Source organism: Hypericibacter sp. (genome assembly GCF_050729195.1).
Taxonomy (GTDB): Bacteria; Pseudomonadota; Alphaproteobacteria; order Dongiales; family Dongiaceae; genus Hypericibacter.
Genome location: NZ_JBOHKS010000182.1, coordinates 1 through 19807, shown reverse-complemented (window position 1 = coordinate 19807; position 19807 = coordinate 1). Strand labels below are relative to the sequence as shown.

Annotated in this window: 20 protein-coding genes; 12 read left to right on the top strand and 8 right to left on the bottom strand. The window is 66.6% G+C overall.

Features of this window, described 5'->3' with window-relative positions; translation table 11 throughout:
• From hrpB to ACREE8_RS14160, 3 genes are all read left to right on the top strand, one after another.
• A partial coding sequence (gene hrpB / locus ACREE8_RS14170) for an ATP-dependent helicase HrpB (protein WP_431573657.1) occupies positions 1-2169 on the top strand: 2169 nt, incomplete at its 5' end.
• A gap of 116 nt (positions 2170-2285) precedes the next feature.
• On the top strand, positions 2286-2804 hold the full coding sequence (locus ACREE8_RS14165) for a hypothetical protein (RefSeq protein ID WP_431573656.1): 519 nt from the start codon (positions 2286-2288) through the stop codon (positions 2802-2804).
• Between the two features lie 206 nt (positions 2805-3010).
• Positions 3011-3628: a glutathione S-transferase family protein gene (locus ACREE8_RS14160; RefSeq protein WP_431573655.1), complete on the top strand. Its 618-nt coding sequence runs from the start codon at positions 3011-3013 to the stop codon at positions 3626-3628.
• 24 nt (positions 3629-3652) lie between these two features.
• Here ACREE8_RS14160 and ACREE8_RS14155 read toward each other — a convergent pair whose 3' ends face one another.
• The 3 genes from ACREE8_RS14155 to otsB are packed head-to-tail and all read right to left on the bottom strand — an operon-like array spanning position 3653 to position 7656.
• The gene (locus tag ACREE8_RS14155) at positions 3653-5062 is read right to left on the bottom strand and encodes an alpha,alpha-trehalose-phosphate synthase (UDP-forming) (protein ID WP_431573654.1); all 1410 of its coding nucleotides are present in this window, start codon (positions 5060-5062) and stop codon (positions 3653-3655) included.
• Entirely contained in the window at positions 5047-6858 is a 1812-nt protein-coding gene (locus tag ACREE8_RS14150; RefSeq protein WP_431573653.1) for a glycoside hydrolase family 15 protein, read from the bottom strand. The genes ACREE8_RS14155 and ACREE8_RS14150 overlap by 16 nt, the downstream gene beginning before the upstream one ends.
• A gap of 24 nt (positions 6859-6882) precedes the next feature.
• Entirely contained in the window at positions 6883-7656 is a 774-nt protein-coding gene (gene otsB / locus ACREE8_RS14145; RefSeq protein ID WP_431573652.1) for a trehalose-phosphatase, read from the bottom strand.
• A gap of 259 nt (positions 7657-7915) precedes the next feature.
• Here otsB and speB point away from each other — a divergent pair, with 259 nt between their 5' ends.
• Both speB and ACREE8_RS14135 read left to right on the top strand, forming a co-directional pair.
• The gene (gene speB, locus ACREE8_RS14140) at positions 7916-8890 is read left to right on the top strand and encodes an agmatinase (protein ID WP_431573651.1); all 975 of its coding nucleotides are present in this window, start codon (positions 7916-7918) and stop codon (positions 8888-8890) included.
• Positions 8887-9276 carry a thioesterase family protein gene (locus tag ACREE8_RS14135; protein ID WP_431573650.1) on the top strand — a complete coding sequence of 130 codons (390 nt, stop codon included), beginning with the start codon at positions 8887-8889 and terminating at the stop codon, positions 9274-9276. The genes speB and ACREE8_RS14135 overlap by 4 nt, the downstream gene beginning before the upstream one ends.
• 591 nt (positions 9277-9867) lie before the next feature.
• Here the strand turns inward: ACREE8_RS14135 and ACREE8_RS14130 are convergent.
• Positions 9868-10362: an Lrp/AsnC family transcriptional regulator gene (locus tag ACREE8_RS14130; RefSeq protein ID WP_431573649.1), complete on the bottom strand. Its 495-nt coding sequence runs from the start codon at positions 10360-10362 to the stop codon at positions 9868-9870.
• A gap of 71 nt (positions 10363-10433) precedes the next feature.
• Between ACREE8_RS14130 and ACREE8_RS14125 the strand changes: the two genes are divergently transcribed.
• Positions 10434-11327 carry an EamA family transporter gene (locus ACREE8_RS14125; protein WP_431573648.1) on the top strand — a complete coding sequence of 298 codons (894 nt, stop codon included), beginning with the start codon at positions 10434-10436 and terminating at the stop codon, positions 11325-11327.
• A 124-nt stretch (positions 11328-11451) separates the two neighbouring features.
• Here ACREE8_RS14125 and ACREE8_RS14120 read toward each other — a convergent pair whose 3' ends face one another.
• Complete coding sequence (locus ACREE8_RS14120) at positions 11452-11958, bottom strand: hypothetical protein (protein WP_431573647.1); 507 nt, start codon at positions 11956-11958, stop codon at positions 11452-11454.
• A gap of 54 nt (positions 11959-12012) precedes the next feature.
• Between ACREE8_RS14120 and ACREE8_RS14115 the strand changes: the two genes are divergently transcribed.
• A complete protein-coding gene (locus ACREE8_RS14115) occupies positions 12013-12153 on the top strand; it encodes a hypothetical protein (RefSeq protein ID WP_431573646.1) in 141 nt (46 codons plus the stop codon).
• 3 nt (positions 12154-12156) lie between these two features.
• Here ACREE8_RS14115 and ACREE8_RS14110 read toward each other — a convergent pair whose 3' ends face one another.
• A complete protein-coding gene (locus ACREE8_RS14110) occupies positions 12157-12909 on the bottom strand; it encodes a type 1 glutamine amidotransferase (RefSeq protein WP_431573645.1) in 753 nt (250 codons plus the stop codon).
• Between the two features lie 130 nt (positions 12910-13039).
• Positions 13040-13381 carry a hypothetical protein gene (locus ACREE8_RS14105; RefSeq protein WP_431573644.1) on the bottom strand — a complete coding sequence of 114 codons (342 nt, stop codon included), beginning with the start codon at positions 13379-13381 and terminating at the stop codon, positions 13040-13042.
• Between the two features lie 311 nt (positions 13382-13692).
• On the opposite strand from ACREE8_RS14105, the gene ACREE8_RS14100 reads away from it, so the two are divergent.
• Entirely contained in the window at positions 13693-15438 is a 1746-nt protein-coding gene (locus ACREE8_RS14100) for a putative bifunctional diguanylate cyclase/phosphodiesterase (protein WP_431573643.1), read from the top strand.
• A 15-nt stretch (positions 15439-15453) separates the two neighbouring features.
• Here ACREE8_RS14100 and phaR read toward each other — a convergent pair whose 3' ends face one another.
• A complete protein-coding gene (gene phaR / locus ACREE8_RS14095; protein ID WP_431573642.1) occupies positions 15454-16179 on the bottom strand; it encodes a polyhydroxyalkanoate synthesis repressor PhaR in 726 nt (241 codons plus the stop codon).
• Positions 16180-16333: 154 nt separating this feature from the next.
• On the opposite strand from phaR, the gene ACREE8_RS14090 reads away from it, so the two are divergent.
• From ACREE8_RS14090 to ACREE8_RS14075, 4 genes are all read left to right on the top strand, one after another.
• Entirely contained in the window at positions 16334-16741 is a 408-nt protein-coding gene (locus ACREE8_RS14090; RefSeq protein WP_431573641.1) for a hypothetical protein, read from the top strand.
• Complete coding sequence (locus ACREE8_RS14085; RefSeq protein WP_431573640.1) at positions 16689-17810, top strand: alpha/beta fold hydrolase; 1122 nt, start codon at positions 16689-16691, stop codon at positions 17808-17810. Before ACREE8_RS14090 ends, ACREE8_RS14085 begins: the two co-directional genes overlap by 53 nt.
• Positions 17811-18048: 238 nt before the next feature.
• A complete protein-coding gene (locus ACREE8_RS14080) occupies positions 18049-19224 on the top strand; it encodes an acetyl-CoA C-acetyltransferase (RefSeq protein WP_431573639.1) in 1176 nt (391 codons plus the stop codon).
• Between the two features lie 71 nt (positions 19225-19295).
• Positions 19296-19807: SDR family NAD(P)-dependent oxidoreductase (locus tag ACREE8_RS14075; protein WP_431573638.1), on the top strand; the 512-nt coding region annotated here is incomplete at its 3' end.

Genomic DNA, 19807 nt, shown 5'->3' with positions numbered 1-19807 from the left:
CTCGAGGGCGTGGCGGCGGTGCTGTTCGACGAGTTCCATGAGCGCAGCCTCGATGCCGATCTCGGCATGGCGCTGGCGCTCGATGCGCAGCGCCATCTGCGCGAGGATCTGCGGCTCATCGCCATGTCGGCGACGCTCGATGGCGCGCGGGTCGCGAAGCTGCTCGGCGTCAATGGTGGCGACGCGCCTCTGATCCATAGCGAGGGCCGGCTCTTCGAGATCGAGACGCATTATCTCGGCCGCGAACCGCGCCGGCCGGTCGAACCGCAGGTGGCGGATGCGGTGCTGCGGGCATTGCGCGCCGAGAGCGGCAGCCTCCTCGTCTTTCTGCCGGGTGCCCGCGAGATCCGGCGCGTCGAACGGTCCCTGGCCGAGAGCATTGGCGATCCCGATGTGATCATCGCGCCGCTCTTCGGTGCCATGGAGGGCGGCGAGCAGGATCTCGCCATCGCGCCCGCCGCCAAGGGCAAGCGGAAGATCGTGCTCGCCACCTCGATCGCGGAGACCAGCCTCACCATCGAGGGCGTGCGGGTGGTGATCGATTCCGGCCTCGCCCGCGTGCCGCGCTACGATCCGGCCAAGGGCATGACCGAGCTCGCGACCGTACGCGTCTCGCGGGCGGCCGCCGACCAGCGGCGCGGCCGCGCCGGACGAACCGAGCCCGGCGTCTGCTATCGCCTGTGGGACGAGGCCGAGACCCGCGCGCTCGAGCCTTTCGCGCGGCCGGAGATTCTCGAGACCGATCTGGCGGCACTGGCGTTGGCGCTGGCGGAATGGGGCGCCGCCGATCCAGGCGATCTTGCCTGGCTCGATCCGCCGCCCAAGGCCGGATTCTCGGCCGCGCGCGAATTGCTCGTCGGCCTCGATGCGCTGGATCGGGAAGGCCGGATCACCGCGCATGGCCGGGCGCTGGCGCGCCTGCCGCTGCCGCCGCGCCTCGCCCATATGGTGCGGGCCGCGGCCGAACGCGGCGAAGGCGGGCTCGGCGCCGAGATCGCGCTGCTGCTGACCGAGCGGGGCCTCGGCGGCAATGACAGCGATCTGCGCCATCGGCTCTCGCTGTTCGGCAACGATCGCGCGACCCGCGCGCGCGACGCACGCCGGCTGGCGGAGAATTGGGAACGTCTCGCGACGCCCGAAGGAAAACGCGCGGCCAAAGGAACAGCGCGCGATCTGTCGCGCACGGGCGCGATCCTGGCGCTCGCCTATCCCGATCGCGTGGCCCAGGCCCGGCCCGGCAAGCGCGGGGAATATCTGCTGGCCAACGGCCGCGGCGGCCGCCTCGAAGCCGCGGACTCCCTCGGGCAGGAACCCTATCTCGCCGTGGCGGAGATCGCGGGCGAGGCGGCCTCGGCACGCATCCTGCTCGCGGCACAGCTCACGGAAGCGGAGATCGAAAGCGACTTCGCGGCCCATATCGAAGAGACGGAGGAGATCGGCTTCGATCCTGCGACGCGTGGCGTGAAGGCGCGTAAGCTGCGCCGCCTGGGCCAGATCGTTCTGGGCGAGGTCAGGATCGACCGGCCCGATGGCGATGCCGTGGCGAAAGCCCTGGTCGAAGGCGTGCGCGGGCTCGGCCTCGAACTGCTGCCGTGGAACGATCATCATCGGCAATTTCGCGCCCGGATCGATTTCATGCGTCATGCCGCGCCGGCCAAGGACGGCGAGGAGGGTTGGCCGGATATGAGCGATGCTTCGCTCCAGGCGCATCTGGCGGATTGGCTGGGGCCGTTCCTTGCTGGCAAGCGCCGGCTGTCGGACATCGAGGCCCAGGATCTGAGCCACGCGCTCGACGCGCTGCTGACGGTCGACCAGCGCCGACGGCTGCCGCGCGCTGCGCCCACTCATCTCGCCTTGCCGACGGGCCGCGAGGCGGCGATCGATTACGGCGCCGATGGCGGGCCGACGCTCTCGGTCAAGCTGCAGGAGCTGTTCGGCCTGGCGCAGCATCCGAGCCTCGCCGAAGGCCGCGTGCCGATCACGCTGGCGCTGCTCTCGCCCGCGGGTCGTCCGGTGCAGGTGACGCGCGATCTGCCGGGCTTCTGGCGCGGCTCCTACAAGGCCGTGCGCTCGGAGATGCGCGGGCGCTATCCGAAACATCCCTGGCCCGAGGATCCGCTGACCGCGATGCCGACGGCGCGAGCCAAGCGGCCGGGCAGCGCAGGCTAACAGCATTTCCTTAAAAACATTTTCATCATCAAAGACTTATACATGCAATTGCAAATCATTTGCATTTGCAATAGCCTCCGCTGTCTGAGATCGACAGCCCAGAGGAAATGAGCGGCATGAGTGCTTCGGCAGGTGGACCGGCAGGCATCGGTGAATTCGGCGGCGGACCTGCGCTGCTGTCGGAATTGGAATTGCCGGAGCGGCTGATGGTCTGGGCCTTCCGTTGCTGGATCGCGCCGGTCTCGCTCAAGGGCTACATCGTGCGCGAATTCGCGCGCCGCTTCGGCAGCCAGGAATCCGAGCGCGCGCTGCAGGAGTTCGTGCGCTTCGTCGAGGCGCTGCATGGGCAGACACAGCGCGTGCTGCATTTCCATCATCCCTGCTGTCCCTGCGTGGGGCGCGACGAGATGGTGATCCTCGGTCTGCTCGCGTCGGCGCAGGCCGCCGACAATGAAGGGTCGCGTGCGGCGGCCTTCGCGCTCACCGGCTCGAACCGGATCGCCTCGCTGCTGTCGGCCTCGCGTGTCTTGAGCGCGCGGATGGCGGACAATGACCTCTTCCTGCCCGCCCGCGAGGCCAGCAGGGTCGCGGTCATGGCGGTGAACGACAATGCCCAGCGACCTTGGCTGCAGTGACACGGGTCCGCTGAATGACGGCGCCGGGATGACCCTCGGCGCCGACGCAACCCTCGATCCCGTTGCCGACAAGGCGGCCCCGCGGCCCTTCCCCGCCACGTTCGATCCCGCCGCCGCGTCCTTCTGGCTGGCAGGGTGGCTCATCCCCTTGGCATGACGCGGGCGCTGTGCTGAGGTCTCGCCCTCGTCAGCTCCGGGGAAGCGTCATGATCGAGCTCTATACCGCCGCCACCACGAACGGTCAGCGCGCCTCGATCGTCCTCGAGGAATGCGGCATCCCTTATCAAGTCCATAAGGTCGATCTGCAGAAGGGCGAGCAGCATTCGGTCGCTTTCCTGGCGCTCAATCCGCGCGGGCAGGTGCCGGTCCTGGTCGATCCGCAAGGGCCCGGCGGGAAGCCGCTGACGATCGCGCAGAGCGGCGCCATCGTTCTTCATTGCGCCATGACGAGCGGAAAATTCCTTCCCGCCGATCCGGCGCGGCGGCCGCTGGTGCTGCAGGCCTTCATGGCCGCGATGTCCGATTGCTCGCCCTGGAGCGGCGCGCTCTTCGTGACCGAGGAGCGCGTGCCGGACCGCTCGGCGAAGAATGCCGACTTCATCCGCAACACGCTGCTGCTGCATTTCAAGGAAGCCGATCGCCTGCTGGGACTGGGCGGCTATCTGGCAGGCGAGGTCTCGATCGCCGATTTCGCGCTCTATCCAACCTACAACTACCGGGCGCCGCTGCTGCATGAGGGCGGCAAGCTGCCGAACCTGAAGCGTTGGGCGGCGGCGATGGCGGCGCGGCCGGCCCTCCAGCGCGGCATGAAGGTGCCCGCCTAGGCGCAGGCGCTATCTTCGCGGGCGTTACTGGGTGCCGGTCGGCGACAGGGAATGCGCGCCGCGGCTGGCGGCGTCGAGCGTCGCCAGGAAGCGGCTGGCCCACCAGGCGGCCCCGTCGGTCTTGAGCTGCTGCATCATCGCCTGCCAGCGCGCATGCCGCTCCTCGAACGGCATGACGAGGGCGGCATGCATCGCGTCCGCCATCGAATCCGCGTCGAACGGATTGACCAGCAGCGCCGCGGTCAGGCCTTCGGCAGCCCCCGCGAAACGCGACAGGATCAGCACGCCGGGGTCCTGCGGCGGCTGGGCCGCGACATATTCCTTGGCCACCAGATTCATGCCGTCGCGCAGCGGCGTCACCAGCCCGATGCGGCTCAGGCGATAGAAGCCTGCCAGCACAGGACGCGTCAGCGGCTTGTTGAGATAGCGCAGCGGCTGCCAGTCGAACTCGGCATGCTTGCCGTTGATGCGGCCCGCGATCTGCTCGAGCTCGCGGCGCAGGGTGCGATAGGTCGCGATCTCGCCGCGCGAATGGGGCGCGATCTGGAGATAGGTGACCTTCGCCTTGTGCTCGGGCCAGCGCTCGAGCAGCTTGCCATAGGCATGGAAGCGGTTCGGCAGGCCCTTGCTGAAATCGAGCCGGTCCACGCCGATCGCCAGCAACCGCCCCGCCAGGCTTTCCTGAAGCCGGATCGTCTCGTCGGCCGTTTCGGCCTCCGCCGCGATGTTCGCGAAGACCGGCGCGTCGATCCCGACGCCGAACACGCCGGCGCGGCTGCTGCGACCGAAGGCCTCGAACTGCCCGTCAGGATGAACCCGCCCACCCAGATTGCGCGTGACGAAATCGAAGAAGGAGCGCCGGTCGCGCTCGGTCTGCAGGCCGATGAGATCGTAGCCCAGGAAACTCTCGCCCAGGCTGTCATGGGCCGGCAGCGCCTCGAACAGATCGGCCGGCGGGAAAGGCGTGTGCAGGAAGAAGCCGATCGGGTTGTTGACGCCGAGCTTGCGCAGCTCCTGGCCCATCGGAATCAGATGATAGTCATGGACCCAGATGCGGTCGTAGGGGCGCAGCAGCGGCTTCAGGGCCGCCGCCATCGCGCGATTCACGGCCATGTAGCCGTGATAATCCTCGCGATGGAAATCCAGCAGGCCGAGGCGGTAATGCAGCAGCGGCCAGAGGCAGGCATTGGCGAAGCCGTTATAGTAACGCTCATAGTCGTTGCGGCCGAGATCCATGACCGCGAAGGTCATGCGGCCCGAGCGCGTGAAGCGCAGCTCGCCGCTGGTCTGGTCGGTGACCTCGCCGCTCCAGCCGAACCAGAAGCCCTCGGCCTTGCCGAACACATCGCGGAGCGCGACGGCGAGGCCGCCCGCCTGGGCCCCGCGCTGTCGCGGCAGGGGGACCCGGTTCGAAACGATTACGAGCCGTTCCAAAATCCCTCCTCCCAGCTCTTGCTGAGCCGCATGCAGGCGCCGATCAGACCGACCATCGAGTAGGTCTGCGGCATGTTCCCCCAGAGCTCGCCGGTGGCGGGCGCGACATCCTCGGACAGGAAGCCCGAGGAATTGCGGCTGGCCAGCAGCGATTCCAGAATCTCGCGCGCCTCTTCCGGGCGGCCGACGGTGGCCAGCGAATTCACATACCAGAAGCTGCAGACGGTGAAGGCGCTTTCGGGCGAGCCGAAATCGTCGGGCGCGATATAGCGCATCATATGCGTGCCCCGCCGGAGCTGCTTCTCGATCACGTCGAAGGTCGAGAGGAACCGCGGATCCTTGGGTGCGATGAAGCCCAACTCGGGCCAGAGCAGCAGGCTGGCATCGATCTCCTTGCCGTCGAAGGCGCTGACGAAGCTTTTGAGCTTCGGATTCCAGGCCCGCTCCAGGATCTCCATCCGCAAGCCATCGGCCGTGCGCTTCCAATGATGGGCCTTGTCGGCGAATCCCAGACGCGCGGCGATCTGCGCCAGATGATGGCAGCCGGCCCAGCTTGTTACGGCCGAGTAGCTATGAACCGCCTGGCGGCCGCGAAACTCCCAGGGGCCCGCATCCGGCTGCATGCCGAGCGTCGCCGCCGCGTTGCCGACCTGCTCGAGGCGCTCGAACAAGGCGGCGTCGCCGCGCTTGGGCAGCCGCTCGTCGAAGAACATCTGCGCCGCCGCCATGATGACGCTGCCATAGGAATCGTTCTGGGTCTGCAGTGCCGCCGCATTGCCGACGCGCACCGGCCCCATGCCCCGGTAACCGGCCAGATGCGGGGCCGTGACCTCCTCGACCGAGGTCGAGGGAACGATCGGATAGAGCGGCTTCAGCGCGGGCGCCGGCTCGATCGCCAGGAGATTGGTGATGTAGCGGATGAAGTCTTCCATGGTGCGCGTGGCACCCAGGCGATTGAGGGCCCGCACCACGAAATAGGCATCGCGCAGCCAGCAGAAGCGGTAATCCCAGTTGCGTCCGCTATTGGCGGATTCCGGAATCGAGGTGGTGAGCGCGGCGACCACGGCGCCGGTCTCCTCGTAGGAGCAGAGCTTCAATCCGAGGGCCGCGCGCAGCACCGCCGATTGCCATTCGAACGGCACATTGAGATAGCGCGCCCAGTCCTGCCAATAGTCGAGCGTCTCCTCATAGTGATGGCGCGCCAGGCTGGAGAGCGAGTCGGCGATGACCTCGTCGCCGCCCAGGATCATGGTGACCGGCGCATGCAGCACGAAGGGCGATTCGTCGGCGAGATAGGCGAGCGGCGCATCGGTGGTGAGGCGCAACGCGAAATCGGGGCCGACATAGCGGATGCTGTTGCTGCCGGGTATCTTCTGCGGCGGTACCGCGCCATAGCGGAAATGCGGTCGCATGCGAACCCGGATCACGGGACGACCGCGCATCGGCTCGATCCGGCGGATGAGCTGCGCCGGGCGAAAGATCCGGCCGTAATGCTTGAAGCGGGGCGCGAAATCCGTGATGCGGATCTCGTCGCCTTCCTCGCTGCTGAGATGCGTCACGAGGATCGCGGCATTGCCGACATAATGCTGCCGGCTCTCGACGGTGCCACGCAGCTCGACATCCCAGAATCCGGCCTCGGGATCCTGGCCATTGACCAGCGCGCTGAAGACGGGATCGCCATCGAGACGCGGATGGCAATGCCACACATGGCGGCCGCGTCGATCGATGAGCGAGGCCACGATGCAATTGCCGACGGCCGCCAGATCGAGATTGGCTTGAGGAGGAGCGGATTTCATGAAGCAAATTTCATGGAGAAAATCTCACTGCGCGGCATTCACGCCGCGATCGAATCGGATGGAAAGCTCGCGCAGCCAAGCCCGTGTCGCGGCCGGCGAGGGCAGGAAGCCATCGGCCAGAAGGTCGCGCTTGTCGCCCACGCGGATGGCGCAGCCCGCATGGGCGCGCGACGCCACCATGCCGGCGCGGTCGGTCTCGTCGTCGCCGATGAAAATCGGCACTCGACCTTTGAACGGAGCCACCAGCATCAGCGCCCGCACCACGTCACCCTTGTCGAAGTTCTTCGGTTTGATCTCAAAAACGCATTTGCCTTCCAGCAGTTCCAGGGCTTCTGCCTCGAGCGAGAGGAGCCGCTGCAGCGTGGTCTTGAGCTCGTAGGCGACGCCCGGGTTCTGCCGGTAGTGGATCGCGATCGAGCGGCCCTTGTCCTCGAGCAGCAATCCCTTCCAGCTGGGCAGGATCGTCTCCAGCCGCGGCCGCAGCCGGTTGAGTGCCGCCACGAACATCATTTCCTGGCGCGGCTGGCGCGCGGGCCCCCGCATCTCGCCGCCATGCTGCGCGCCCACGGTGAAGCGATGCGTCGAGAACAGGCGATCGACGTCGGTGAGGCTGCGGCCCGTGACGAGCGCCAGCGCGCCGTCGAGCTGCAGCTCGAGCGTCCGCAGCACGGCGGGCAGCATGTCGGGGATGGTGACCGAATGCGGGGTTGCGGCGAGATCGATCAGGGTCCCGTCGATATCGAGGAACAGCGCCAGGCGGCGGCGGAGATCGTCCGGCTCCAGGCGATTCAAGCGCATCGCCGGCGAACCGGGCTGCAATTCCAAGGGCGGCAAAGCCTGTTGCATCGGCCGAATCGCTCGAACTCCATGTTGAGAAGGTGAAAGCAAATCGCTAAGCGGCGCAGGGACGCGGCAAAAGCGACCGCGCGACGTTAGCGCGCGAATATGGCGCAAAGGCGGCTTGGCGCTGCTCCGGCGGCGTTCTACCGTAGGCGCCGCCAGCGCCCGGTCCTGAACCCCGTGCGCATCGTCGACGCGACCAGGAGCGTGAGATCCGATGGCCCAGCATGGCTATGAGACCGGCCGACTCAATTTGCCCTTCGTCGGGCACTGCACCTTCGCCAAGCAGCCGATCTGCACCGATCTCGGGAAGATCGATGCGGACGTGGCGGTGCTGGGGGTGCCGTTCGACATGGGGACGCAGTATCGCGCCGGGGCGCGCTTCGGGCCCCGTGGCATTCGCGAGGCATCGACCTTGTTTTGTTTCGGCCATGCGGGCGCCTACGACCACGAGGATGACGTGGTCTATCTGCCGACCGAGAAGGTCCGCATGGTCGATGCTGGCGACGTGGACATGGTCCATACCGACACCATGGCCTGCCATCGCAACACCGAGGCGGCCGTGCGCCAGATCCTGAAGGCGGGCGCGATGCCGCTCTGCCTCGGCGGCGATCATGCGATCCATGCGCCCGTGATCGCGGCCTTCTCCGACGAGAAGCCCGTTCATATCGTCCATTTCGATGCTCATCTCGATTTCGTCGACGAGCGGCATGGCGTGCGCTACGGCCATGGCAATCCGCTGCGCCGCGCGTCGGAGATGTCGCATGTCGAGGGCATGACGCAGCTCGGCATCCGCAATGTCTCGTCCTCGAACCGCGAGGATTACGAGGCGGCGCGCCAGGCGGGATCCGCGATCCTGTCGGTGCGCGACGTGCGCCGCCTCGGCACGGCGGGAACGCTTGCGAAGATTCCCGCCGGCAAGCGCTATTACGTCACCATCGATATCGACGGCTTCGATCCCTCGATAGCACCGGGCACCGGCACGCCGAGCCATGGCGGCTTCCTCTATTACGAAGTGCTGGAGATCCTGCAGGGACTGGCGCGCCAGGGCGATGTGGCCGGCATCGACCTGGTCGAGGTCGCGCCGCATTACGACCAGAGCGGCATCACCTGCTTCCTCGCGGCGCAGATCCTGATGAACTTCCTGGGCTTCATCTTCCAGGCGCGCTATGAGCGCCGCATCTCCGCATGAAGCCGATCGCGATCGGCGCGCGCGGGGTCTATCGCATCGAGCCGAGCCCCTCGCACACGGCCTCGGCGATCGGCAATGCGGGCGTGCATGTGGTCTCGACGCCGGCCTTGATCGGTTTCCTCGAGGATGCGAGCCATCGCGCGATCCTCGACTGCTACGAGGCCGGTGAGGTCAGTGTCGGCACCAAGGTCGATATCGAGCATCTGGCGGCGGCGCCCCTGGGGCAGCCGATCGAGGCGACGGCCGAGGTGACCGCGGTCCAGGGCCGGCGCGTGGATTTCCAGGTCGAGGCGCGCCAGGGCGATCGCGTCGTCATGCGCGGGCGCCATCAGCGGGCCGTGGTCGACCTCGCGCGCTTCCTCGCGGCCGAAAAAAAGCCCCGCTAGTTCCTCCCTCCGTCTTTTTGCGAATCATTCGCGACAACGCTTGACAGGCCTCTGCCAGGGCCTTAAACATGTCTGCGAATGGTTCTTAATTGCATCTTATCCACCGCTATGACGGCCCTCACGCAGCGCGCCAGGTTCATCTTCAAGTCTTTGATATTTTTGGTGCTTCTGGTGCTGGCAGGGATTGGCATCGCGACCGGTTCGGAACGTGGCGGACATGACAGCGTGACGCTCCGAACAGCCTCGGTCACGAGCCAGCAGGATCGGAATTTCGGTGGGTGGGATGGCCGGAACGAGGTTTGGGGATCCAGGGCGGGCGGGGGCCTGCTCTGACGGACTAGACGCCTGATCCCCGGGCTCGGACCCGGCAAGGACTTCCATCGGGATCCGCCGGTCGCGGGACCGGTTGGGCGAAACTTGGCTCTCCCCTTGTTTGCCCAGCAGTCGACCGGCGGTTCGGGCCCTCGCGACGACTAGGGCCTGCCGGTTTCCGCCCGCGTGACAAACGTTCGAGCGCCTCTCTCCTCGGACCTTAACTCACGCGGGCGGGACCGAAACACTTCCAACATCCTTGCGCCGACTCTTCGGCTGTCAACGTTCGTCGGGCAGCGGTGGCGTGCGCGAGGGAACGGGGCTCGACTGGATGATCGAGGTCGTGGTCTGGCCGAAGACGAGGAAGCGGTCGAGCAGGGGATCAAGCGCGTCGAGCGATTCCAGATGGATCTTCATCAGGAAACAATCCTCGCCGGTGATGCGATGACATTCGGTCACCTGCGGCAGCGACTGGGCGAGCTTCGCGATCTTGGGCAATTGGCCGGGCATCGGACGGATGCGGATGATCGCTGCGATCGGCAGTCCGAGGGCGGCCGGATCGAGCTCGAGGCGATAGCCCAGGATGATGCCGGCCTCTTCGAGGCGCTGGACGCGTTCCTTCACCGCCGGCGCTGACATCTTCACCTTGCGCGCGAGCGCCGAGATCGCCATGCGCGGATCCGCGCGCAAGTGACGGAGCAGATCGAGATTGCGGGGATCCTGCAGCAATTTCGACATTTGAAGGCCGACCGGCCGCTTCGCTTTCGATTTCATCGAAGAATCTCCAAAATTCTTTCGCCTCGATATGGAAGAACCTGCATCCGCCGCCCGATCATAGGGTGGTCATGGATTCTTCGCCATCACCGGAGACCCAGCCTGCATCGCCAGCCCTGATCGGCGCGCTCGCCGGGCGCGTCCCGCCGCTGGGCTATTTCATGGTCAGCGCGGTCTTCCATTATCTGGGGCCGTCCTTCGCGGTTCTGCTGTTCGCGAGGATCGAAGTGCTGGGCGTGGCCTGGCTGCGCGTCGCGACCGCGGCCGTTATCTTCGGCCTGTCGCGCCGCGCCTGGCGTTTCTGGTTCCGGGCCACGCGGGCCCAGCGCCTGACCGTGCTGGCGCTGGGTCTCGTGCTGGCGGCGATGAACGGTTTCTTCTATCTGGCGATCGATCGGCTGCCCTTGGGCACGGTCGGCGCCATCGAGTTCATCGGCCCGATCGCGCTCGCTGCCATCGGCATGCGAACCGCGCGCAATCTCCTGGCCCTGGGCCTCGCGGTCGCCGGCGTCGCGATCCTGACCGACATCCGGTTGGCGGGCGAGCCGCTGGGCTATCTCTTCGCCTTCGCCAATGCGGGGCTGTTCCTGCTCTATATCCTGCTGGGCCATCGCATCGCGGCCTCCGGCGGTGCCGCCGGCATCGAGCGGCTGGGGGCGGCGATGGGCGTGGCCCTCGTCGTCATCACGCCCTTCGGGATCGGTGCCGCCTGGCCCGCCTTCGGCGATCCGTTGCTGCTGCTGGCGGGTGCTGGCGTCGGCATCGCCTCGTCGGTGGTGCCCTATATCTGCGACCAGCTCGCCATGGCGCGATTGTCCCGCGCGCATTTCGCGCTGCTGCTCTCGGTGCTGCCGGCGATGGCGAGCCTGATCGGGTTCGTCGTGCTACGGCAGATACCGAGCCTGGCCGAGCTGTTCGGCATCGGTCTTGTGGCGGCGGGCGTGGCCCTGCGCCGCGAAAGCTGAGCGGGTCGCGCCTGCGTTACTGCGCGACGCGTCCCGATCCGCGCGCTGGCCGCGGCCATGATGGTGGCGCCGGTTACCGCCAGGCCGGGGATTCACCCCGATCAGGATTGGCGCGAGACTTCCGTCAGTTTGGGGGATTTTGTTTGTGCTGATGGAACTTGAATAATGCAGCGGCGATGAAGCCCGGATCAATGAACAGCGACGCCGGCCCGATGCTTTCCGGCAGATCTCCGCCGAGAAGTTTGGCATGGTAGCTGATCGCGTTTCCCGCGAGCGCGGGTTCGCTTAGCTCGACGATGGCGATGCCGGCCTGCCCGCTATTGTGGGTGACGAGGCTGGCATTGGGCGGATCGGCGGCAAAACTCTCCTTCGCGGCATCCCAAGACTTTACGAACTCGTCGTACGGTATTTCGCCGATGTCGCGGTTGGGCCGCTCGCCAAAAAAGGTCGTCGTCTTGCCGATCCCATTGAGCGTCAGGAGGCCGTCCTTGAAGTTCCCCGAAGTCGCCGTCTGGACGAAGTCAAATTCCTCGGGCGCATCGGCCTTGGCAGCCTCGTCCGCGAAGGACACCGTGCTTGTCACCAGCCAACCCGCCGCGACAATTGCTGCAAACGCACATTTCCCGACCATCACCGCCTCCCTTCGGTTGCTTCGTCGCGAAGAATATAGATATGCACCGCTGGAGTGGCCATTGCCCGAGGCTGGGTGCTGCCGGCGATGGCGAGCCTGATCGGCTTCATTGTGCTGCAGCAGATGCCGAGCCTGACGGAGCTGCTCGGCATCGGCCTCGTCGTTGCGGGTGTGGCCCTGCGCCGCGAGATCTGAGCGCTATTGCGCGGCGCGGCCCGACCCGCGCGCGGCCTTGTGAGCGCGTGCGACGCCGAGGAAATTGTCATAGAGCCGGCGCGCCGCCAGCGTCATCGAGGCCAGCTCCTGCTTGGCCGCGGCCTCGATCTGAGGCAGGGCGTCGGCGCCGAGCCTGCCCGCCAGGGCCTTGGCATATTCAGGCACGCAGCCCCATTGCGGCACGGTCTCGCCGGTGATCTCGACATGATACTGGATGCCCCAGGCCCGTTCGCCGACCCGCATCGCCTCGACCGCGCAATCGGGCGAGCGCGCCAGCACCGTCGCCTGCGAGGGCAACTTGGTCACCTCGACCGAATGCCATTGCAGCGCCTTGGCTTTGGTCGGCAGCCCGCGGAACAGCACGTCGCGATGGGCCTCCTTGGTGAGCTCGACGCCGAGCACGCCGATCTCGGGCTTCGCCATGAGCTTGCATTCGCCGTCCAGCGCATCGGCCAGCAACTGATGGCCCAGGCAGAGGCCCAGATAGGGCATGCGCCGGCCGAGCACGGCCTGGCGGATGGCGGCCTTCTCAGCCACCAGCCACGGATGCTGGTCGGTTTGCCACACATCCATGGGCCCGCCCATGACCCAGAGCGCGTCATAGCGATCGAGGGCCGGGATGGGTTGCCCCTCATCGAGTTCGATCGCGTCCCAGGCGATGCCGTCGCTCTGCAGGAACTCGCGAAAGATGCCGGGATGCTCGCAGGCGATATGTTGGAAGACGAGAATGCGCATGAGGGTTTCGACCGCAATTCTGCTGACGGGTCTTCAAGCAAGCGGGCGCCAGCATAAGGCCGACGATGGCCGGGCGTCGATGGCTCTGCGGATCTGTAGATCGAACGGCGAGCGCGCCCGAAGGCGGCGCTCAGGCGCGGACGCGAAACAGAATGGGCTCGCCGCGCAGGATGGCATCGCGGCTCTCGGCCAGCTCATATCGCTGTGCGACCAGGGTGGCTCTGGCGGGCGGCAGGGGGGCGCTGGCACGCGGCTTGCCGCTGTCGGCCTGGGCCAGGATCTGGGCGAGGAAGGCGGCGCTGCTGCCCGCAGGCGGGGTCTGGGCGCGCGAAATTTCCGGCGGCGCCGAGGCCGCAAAGAGATCGACCGAACTCGCCTCCGCAGGCCGGTCGGCCCGCGGCAGATAGGCTTGCCAGCGATCCTGTCTGGTAATCGATGACGATATCGGGGGTGTCACGATATCGAGCGGCATTCTTTTGTCCTCCAGGGCCGTAAGCCGGCCTCTCAATCCGATTATTGAGGTAAACGCCTCTGGGACAAGCCGAGATCGCTAACAAACATGGTTAAAATGGTATTAGGCAGTTAACTTCAAATTCGAGCTAAATCCGCAGAAATCCGCCGCATTTAGCGCAAGACTGTGCGGTCTCGGGGCAACCATCTGGTTTCATAGATTCTTAAAGCCGCGGCCCCTATCGTCCGGGAAGCCGGCGAGGGTTCCAGGTTAGGGCACTTGGTTTCCTGATTGCCGCCGGCAGGATGCCTTCAGGTAGGAGGTTGTTGCCCATGACGGCGCGGTCTTGGCCGCAGACGGGCCCCGATTCCAAGGATTGGGTTCGGGATGCCATCGAGGCTTCCGGCGATCTTGTTTATGACTGGGACCTGACCGCCGACCGGATCGAATGGGTCGGGTTGGCGAGCGGTTTCTTCGGCACGGGCGATGAGCTGGTGCCGGACTCCGGTCGCATGCTCGCCAGTCACATCCATCCGGAAGATCTGCCGCAGCGCCTCAAGTCGCTGACCGAGCATTTCAACCAGCATGCGCCCTATGACTGCGAGTACCGCCTGCGGCTGCAGAGCGGCGAGGAATGCTGGGTGCATGATCGCGGCGCCGTGAAGCTCGGGGATGGCGGCGATCCGGAACGGCTGATCGGCACGCTACGCATGATCAATGCGCGCAAGCAGCATGAGGCGCGGCTCGAGCGGCTGGCGAGCTTCGACGACCTCACCGGTCATTTCAACAAGCTGCGGCTGCGCGATTCGATCGACCTCTGCCTCAAGGACAGCTACGAGGCCAACGTCACCAGCGCCTTCCTGGTGATCGGCGTCGACAATCTGAGCAAGGTCAACAACGCCTTCGGCTATCAGGCGGGCGACCAGGTGCTGATCGCGATCGGCCAGCATCTCGACCACATCCTGCGCTCCTCGGACACGGTCGGTCGCATCGGTGCCGACCGTTTCGGCGTGCTGCTGCCGCGCTGCTCCGACATCCAGATGAACCGCGCGGCCGAGCGCATCCTGCAGGCGGTGCGCGAGATGTCGATTCCGGTCGATCCGGCGCGCGTGCATGTGACGGTCTCGATCGGCGGCCTGGCCTTCCCGAATCCCGAGTCTATGACGGCCGAGGACATCGTCACCCGCGCCGAGACCGCACTGCGCCAGGCCAAGCGCGACGGGCGCGACCGATTCACGCTCTACCAGGCCTCGCAGCAGCAGAACCTGCTGCATCGCCGCAGCCAGACCATCGTCACCGAGGTCGAGCGCGCGATCGCCGAGAACCGCCTCTGCTTCGCCTTCCAGCCCGTGGTCGATGCCGGCTCGCATCAGCCTGTGTCTTATGAATGCCTGATCCGCCTCAAGAGCACGAGCGGCGAGCTGGTGCCCGCGGCCGCCTTCGTGCCGGTGGTGGAGCAGCTGGGACTGGTGCGCCAGATGGACCGCCATGTGCTCGAGCTCGCGGCGGCCGAGCTGGCGATCCACCCCACCGTCGAGCTGGCGGTCAATCTCTCGGGCCTGACCGCCGCCGACCCGAGCTGGTTCCGCGCGCTCAAGCTGCTGTTGCAGGATCGCCCGGAAATGGCCCGCCGGCTGATCTTCGAGATCACCGAGACCACGGCGCTGCAGGATGTCGAAGAGACGGCGCGCTTCATCCAGCAGCTGAAGGATCTCGGCTGCCGCCTGTCGCTCGACGATTTCGGCGCCGGCTACACCAGCTTCCGTCACCTGCAGGCACTCAATTTCGACATCGTGAAGATCGACGGCAGCTTCATCCGCAATCTGCGCGACAATCCCGAGCATCAGCTCTTCGTGCGCAACCTCTTGGGCATGGCCGATGCCTTCGGCCTCAAGACGGTCGCCGAATGCGTCGAGACCGGCGAGGATGCGGGCTTCCTCACCAACGAGGGTGTCCATTACCTGCAGGGCTATTATTTCGGCCGGCCGAGCCTCGAGCGTCCCTGGCTCACCGAGACCCTGCCGGTCGCGGCTTTGCCCGCGCTCAAGAGCGGCGCCAAGAAAGCCGGCGCCGCCTGATCCCGGCGTAAGGCGTCAGCTCTTGTCGGGTGCGCCCTTGTCGGGGCTCTTTTGCGGCTTCCCGTCGGACTTATGCTCTTCGCGCGCCTTGCCGACCAGCGACGAGATCTCGCGCTGGATCGCTTCCAGCCGCGAGCGCAATTCCTCGATCTGATCCTCGCTCTGGGGCGGCGAACCGGCCGGCGGCGTCGCGTTGTTGCGCGGCGAGGCTTCGCTCGGGCGCGGTGCGGCTCCCGGGGCGCCACCGGGCTGCGGCGGCATGCCGGCCTGGAACGGATTGAACATCCGCATCGCACGTTCGAAGAAGACCAGGTTCTGCTTGCTCATCTCCTCGAAGCGGCCGAACGGGAACATGCCGCCGAGGCTGTCATGCATGTAGCGGCGCATCTGCTCCTGGTTGCGCGCGAAGGATTCCATCGACTGCTCGAGATATCGCGGCACCAGGAACTGGAGATTGTCGCCATAGAAGCTGATGAGCTGGCGCAGGAAGTTGAGGGGGAGCAGGTTCTGCCCGCCCTTCGATTCCTCCTCGACGATGATCTGGGTCAGGACCGACCGGGTGATGTCCTCGCCGCTCTTGGCGTCATAGACCACGAACTCGACGCCGTCCTTCACCATCTGGCAGAGATGGTCGAGGGTCACATAGCTGCTGGTGGCCGTGTTGTAGAGACGCCGGTTGGCATATTTCTTGATGGTGATCGGCGCCTTGGCCCCCGATTTTTCCTCGGACTTTTCCTCCATGCGCGTCACCTCTGTCGTCACCCGTTGCGCCGCAGCATAGCAGGATTCCGGCCCCGTTGTGCAACGCGAGGATTTCCGCCCTGCGCCGCAGCAAGTGGAAACAGGCCAAGGGCTTGGCTATAGTCGACGCTCCGAACCCAGAGGCCCAGACGCCATGGCCGAGCCGCCTGACCTCGCCCAACTGGCCAAGCGCTATCTCGATCTGTGGGAGAGCCAGCTCACGGCGTTCGGCAGCGATCCGGCGCTGCTCGATCAGGTCGCCCGCACGGTCGCGGCCATGGGGGCCACGCTGGTCGCGGCCAGCGGTGGCGTGAACGAGCCCCCGGGAGAGAACGAGGCCCCGGGAAAGAACGAGGACGGTCATGGCCGAAGCCGCAAGCAGGACGCCGCCGCCAAGGCTCGGCCCCCGGCCGCTGCCGCAGCATCTCCTGACGGCCATGCTCGGCTGGACCAGCTCGCTCGCCAGCTGGCGGATATGGAGCGCCGCCTCGCCGGAATCGAGGCCGCCCTTGCCGGAAAACCTCGCGCCCCTCGGCCTCGATCTCGCAAAGCTCGATCCTGACGATTTCGCCGCGGCGCTCGAACGCGAGACCGTGGCGCGGCTCGACCGCCTTGCCGCCGGCATCGTCGCCTATCGGACCTTTCCTGCCCGCCGCCAGATCGCCGAGCCGCCGGTCGCCTGGCGCGAAGGCACGGCGCGGTTGCTGACGTTCGGCGCGGCGAAGAGCCACGCGAAAACCGGCAAGGGCGTCGATCGCAAGCCGGCGCTTCTGGTGGTGCCGTCGCTCATCAACCGCGCCTATGTGCTCGATCTCGACGAGGATCGCAGCCTGATGCGGTTTCTCGCCGGCGAAGGCTTCACCGTCTATCTGCTCGATTGGGACGCGCCGGGTCCAGCCGAGCGCCGCTTCGGCCTCACCGATTATATCGCCGGCCGTCTCTCCCGCGCGCTCGATGCGGTCGCCGAGCGCGAGCCCGGCCGTCCCATCGTCATGCTGGGCTATTGCATGGGCGGCCTGCTGGCACTCGCGGCGGCGCAAGCGCGCCAGCGCGATCTCGCCGGGCTTGTGCTGATGGCCACACCCTGGGACTTCCATGCCGAGCATCCGGAGCAGGGGAAGCTCATCGGCGCGATGGCCTCGACCCTGGAGCCGACCTTCGCGCATCTGGGAGAGATGCCGGTCGATGCGCTGCAATCGCTCTTCGCCGGCGTCGATCCCTTCCAGATCGTGCGCAAGTTCCTGTCCTTCGCCGAGCTCGATCCGGAGAGCGACAAGGCGAAGCTCTTCGTGGCGCTCGAGGACTGGCTCAATGACGGCGTGCCGCTGGCCGCACCCGTCGCGCGCGAATGCATGACGGGATGGTATGGCGAGAACACGCCCGCGACCCTTCGCTGGCGGGTCGCGGGCGAGATCGTCGATCCCGCGAGGATCGATCTCCCCTCGCTGGTGGTGATCCCCGACCAGGACCGCATCGTGCCGCCGGCCTCGGCGCTGGCGCTGGCCAAGGCGCTGCCCCGGGCCGAGCGCCTCGCCCCCGCCGCCGGCCATATCGGCATGGTGGTGGGCGGCAGCGCCAAGCCGAAGCTCTGGCGGCCTCTGGCGGCGTGGATGGCGCGCCTGCCGGCATGAGCTGGACGTCATTCGCAAGGGCGCTTGATTGCATCTGCGTGTCATAACGAAAGGCAGCAAAGCCCTGCGACATCACGGGCTTCCCCAAGCCGGGGACCTCGGCTTGCGGCGCCCGGCCCGGGACGAGTAAGGTCGGACGAGACGCGCCGTCCGGGATCCCCCTAAGAACCGCAGGCGGCCTTCCCCTTTCCCCCCGCGGCTGTTCGCATCGCCGGGAAGCAGCAAGGAGTTCCGTCCCATGTCCGAGATCGTCATCGTCGGCGCGGCGCGCACGCCGGTCGGTTCCTTCAATGGATCGCTGTCGAGCCTGCCCGCGCACAAGCTGGGCGAGGTCGCGATCAAGGCCGCGATGGCGCGCGCCAAGGTCGAGCCCGGCGAAGTGGACGAGGTCGTGCTCGGTCAGATCCTGACCGCGGCCGAAGGGCAGAATCCGGCGCGCCAGGCGGCGGTCGGCGCCGGCATCCCCTATGAGAAGACCGCCTACAACATCAACCAGCTTTGCGGCTCGGGCCTGCGCGCGGTGGCGCTGGGTTTCCAGGCGATCCGCGGCGGCGACAGCAAGATCGTGGTGGCGGGCGGCCAAGAGAGCATGAGCCAGGCGCCGCATGCCACGCATCTGCGCAACGGCGTGAAGATGGGCCCGGCCGAGATGGTCGACACCATGATCAAGGACGGGCTGTGGGACGCCTTCAACGGCTATCACATGGGCAACACCGCCGAGAACGTGGCGCAGAAATGGCAGATCACGCGCGCCCAGCAGGACGAGTTCGCGGCGGGCTCGCAAGCGAAGGCCGTGGCGGCGCAGCAGGCCGGCCGATTCAAGGACGAGATCGTCCCGGTCACGATCAAGGATCGCAAGGGCGATATCACCGTCGACACCGACGAATATCCGCGCGCCGGCACCACGGCCGAAACGCTGGCGAAACTTCGCCCGGCCTTTCTCAAGGAGAACGGCACGGTCACGGCCGGCAACGCCTCGGGCATCAATGACGGCGCCGCCGCGGTCGTGCTGATGACGGCCGAGGAAGCCAAGCGCCGCGGGCTGACGCCCTTGGCGCGTATCGTTTCCTGGGCCACGGCCGGCGTCGATCCGGCGATCATGGGCTCGGGGCCCATTCCTTCCAGCCGCGCCGCCCTTGCCAAGGCGGGCTGGAAGATCGGCGATCTCGACCTGATCGAGGCGAACGAGGCCTTCGCGGCGCAGGCTTGCGCCGTCAACAAGGAACTCGGCTGGGATGCGAGCAAGGTCAATGTCAATGGCGGCGCCATCGCGATCGGCCATCCGATCGGTGCTTCGGGCGCGCGCGTGCTGGTGACGCTGCTGCATGAGATGCAGAAGCGGAACTCGAAGAAGGGTCTCGCCACGCTCTGCATCGGCGGCGGCATGGGCATCGCCATGTGCGTGGAACGCTGAGATTTGGGTGCGTGGAACGCTAAGACCGAGAATCCTGGATAACGGGCCGGCAGGGACAGGGAGAGAAGATCATGAGCAGGCTTGCGCTCGTTACCGGTGGCACGCGTGGCATCGGCCGCGCCATCGCGGAAGCGCTGAAGAAGGCGAACTACCGCGTGGTCGCGAACTATTCGGGCAACGATGCGGCCGCGCGGGAATTCACCGCCGAGACCGGCATCCCCGCGGTGAAGTTCGATGTGGGCGACTATGCCGCCTGCGAGGCCGCGATCAGGAAGATCACCGCCGAGCAGGGACCGATCGAGATCCTGGTCAACAATGCCGGCATCACCCGCGACACGACGCTGCATAAGATGACGCCGCAGATCTGGGACGAGGTGCTCCGCACCAACATCACCAGCTGCTTCAATCTCTCGCGGTTGGTGATCGAATCGATGCGCGAGAAGAGCTTCGGCCGCATCCTCAATATCGGCTCGATCAACGGCCAGTCGGGCCAGTTCGGCCAGTCGAACTATGCCGCGGCCAAGGCCGCCATGCATGGCTTCAGCAAGGCGCTGGCGCTGGAAACGGCCGCCAAGGGCATCAC

Bases quoted from the DNA above. Each gene is read 5' to 3' on its own strand.
- ACREE8_RS14165 (WP_431573656.1), top strand. From the start codon at position 2,286: ATGAGTGCTTCGGCAGGTGGACCGGCAGGCATCGGTGAATTCGGCGGC.
- ACREE8_RS14160 (WP_431573655.1), top strand. From the start codon at position 3,011: ATGATCGAGCTCTATACCGCCGCCACCACGAACGGTCAGCGCGCCTCG.
- ACREE8_RS14150 (WP_431573653.1), bottom strand. From the start codon at position 6,858: ATGAAATCCGCTCCTCCTCAAGCCAATCTCGATCTGGCGGCCGTCGGC.
- otsB (WP_431573652.1), bottom strand. From the start codon at position 7,656: ATGCGCTTGAATCGCCTGGAGCCGGACGATCTCCGCCGCCGCCTGGCG.
- speB (WP_431573651.1), top strand. From the start codon at position 7,916: ATGGCCCAGCATGGCTATGAGACCGGCCGACTCAATTTGCCCTTCGTC.
- ACREE8_RS14135 (WP_431573650.1), top strand. From the start codon at position 8,887: ATGAAGCCGATCGCGATCGGCGCGCGCGGGGTCTATCGCATCGAGCCG.
- ACREE8_RS14130 (WP_431573649.1), bottom strand. From the start codon at position 10,362: ATGAAATCGAAAGCGAAGCGGCCGGTCGGCCTTCAAATGTCGAAATTG.
- ACREE8_RS14125 (WP_431573648.1), top strand. From the start codon at position 10,434: ATGGATTCTTCGCCATCACCGGAGACCCAGCCTGCATCGCCAGCCCTG.
- ACREE8_RS14120 (WP_431573647.1), bottom strand. From the start codon at position 11,958: ATGGTCGGGAAATGTGCGTTTGCAGCAATTGTCGCGGCGGGTTGGCTG.
- ACREE8_RS14110 (WP_431573645.1), bottom strand. From the start codon at position 12,909: ATGCGCATTCTCGTCTTCCAACATATCGCCTGCGAGCATCCCGGCATC.
- ACREE8_RS14105 (WP_431573644.1), bottom strand. From the start codon at position 13,381: ATGCCGCTCGATATCGTGACACCCCCGATATCGTCATCGATTACCAGA.
- ACREE8_RS14100 (WP_431573643.1), top strand. From the start codon at position 13,693: ATGACGGCGCGGTCTTGGCCGCAGACGGGCCCCGATTCCAAGGATTGG.
- phaR (WP_431573642.1), bottom strand. From the start codon at position 16,179: ATGGAGGAAAAGTCCGAGGAAAAATCGGGGGCCAAGGCGCCGATCACC.
- ACREE8_RS14090 (WP_431573641.1), top strand. From the start codon at position 16,334: ATGGCCGAGCCGCCTGACCTCGCCCAACTGGCCAAGCGCTATCTCGAT.
- ACREE8_RS14080 (WP_431573639.1), top strand. From the start codon at position 18,049: ATGTCCGAGATCGTCATCGTCGGCGCGGCGCGCACGCCGGTCGGTTCC.